The 1,658-nt window shown below is 71.3% G+C and carries 1 protein-coding gene; it reads left to right on the forward strand.

Going from position 1 to position 1,658, the window contains the following annotated elements:
* Positions 1-3: 3 nt before the first annotated feature.
* Positions 4-1,530 carry a tripartite tricarboxylate transporter permease gene (locus DBR36_RS07165; protein WP_108318214.1) on the forward strand — a complete coding sequence of 509 codons (1,527 nt, stop codon included), beginning with the start codon at positions 4-6 and terminating at the stop codon, positions 1,528-1,530.
* Positions 1,531-1,658: the final 128 nt, after the last annotated feature.

Consider the following 1,658-nt stretch of genomic DNA (forward strand, 5'->3'; position numbering starts at 1 on the left):
GCACTGATCCTGCTCGGCGAGGGATTCGCCGGGGCTCTCACGTGGCAGAACCTCATCTGGGTCGTCGTCGGCTGCGTCCTGGGCACCGCCGTCGGCGTCATGCCGGGACTGGGCTCGTCGATGGCGGTCGCGCTGCTGCTGCCGGTGACGTTCTCGCTCGACCCCACCGCGGCGTTCATCATGTTCTCGGGCGTGTACTTCGGCGGGCTGTTCGGCGACTCGACGACCGGCATCCTGATGAACACCCCCGGTCAGGCCTCGGCGATCGCGTCGACCTTCGAGGGGCACAAGATGGCGCTGAACGGCCGGGCCGCGCAGGCCCTGGCCACCGCGGCCATCGGCGCCTTCGTCGGCGGCATGATCGCGGCAACCCTGCTGGTGTTCTTTGCACCGCTGCTGGCCGGGCTGTCCAGCAGCTTCGGGCCGGCGGAGTTCTTCGCCCTGGCGATCTTCGCGTTCGCGGCGACCTCGTCGGTCGTCACCGACAACGCCGCGAAGGGACTGGCCTCGCTGTTCCTGGGCCTCGGGATCGCGGTGGTCGGTATCGACGGCGTCACCGGCACGCCGCGCTTCACGCTGGACTCGCCCAACCTGTTCGACGGCATCTCGCTCGTGACGGTGACCGTCGGCATCCTGGCCCTCGGCGAGGTCATCCACGTCGCCGCGCTGGAGCGGCACGTGCGGGGTCGGGCGATGGTCCGGCCGTCGGGGCGGCCCTGGCTGACGCGGCGCGAGTTCCGCGAGGCGGCTCCCGCGTGGCTGCGCGGCACGGCGATCGGCCTGCCGTTCGGCGTGATCCCCGCGGGCGGATCCGAGATCCCGACGTTCCTGTCGTACGGCCTCGAGAAGCGTCTCGACGCGCGCCGAAGGAACCCCATGTTCGGCAAGGGGGCGATCCGCGGCCTCGCGGCGCCCGAGGCGGCGGGCAATTCGACCACGGGCATGGCGATGGGTTCGCTCCTGGCGCTCGGTCTGCCGGTGTCGGCGACCGCGGCCATCATGCTCGCCGCGTTCCGCCAGTACGGGCTGCAGCCCGGCCCGCTGCTGTTCGAGCGTTCGCCCGACCTGGTGTGGGCGCTCATCGCGAGCTTCTTCATCGCGATGATCGTGCTGCTGGTGCTGAACCTGCCGTTCGCGATGCTGTGGGCGAAGCTGCTGCTGATCCCCCGCCCGTACCTGTACGCCGCGATCGCGGTGTTCTGCGGACTCGGCATCTACGCCACCTCGGGTGCCACGTTCGACCTGCTGCTGCTGTTGGCGATCGGACTGCTCGGCTTCGTGATGCGGGCGCACGACTACCCGCTCGCCCCGCTCATCATCGGCATGGTGCTCGGGCCGCTGGCCGAGACGAGCCTGCGGGATGCCGCGATGAGCGCCAACGGCGACCTGACCACCCTGCTGCAGGGGCCGATCGTGCTCACCATCTACGCGGTGCTGCTCGTGGTGCTGCTGGCCGCGGGGCGCAACCGCCTGCTCGCCCGCCGCCGCGCGAAGGCCGCGACCGCGAAGGAGTCCGTCGAGGTCTCGTGACCCGGGCGCGGGGACGGGCGGGGTGCTGCGGCATCCCGCCCGTTCTTGCGTTCGGTGGCGGCGACGTGTCGGTGGGTGCGTTGGGTGGCGCCGTTTTGTGCCGATGAAGGGGGCGCGGGGTGCCCGCG

The sequence above is a fragment of the Microbacterium sp. HMWF026 genome (genome assembly GCF_003061325.1).
Taxonomy (GTDB): domain Bacteria; phylum Actinomycetota; class Actinomycetes; order Actinomycetales; family Microbacteriaceae; genus Microbacterium; species Microbacterium testaceum_E.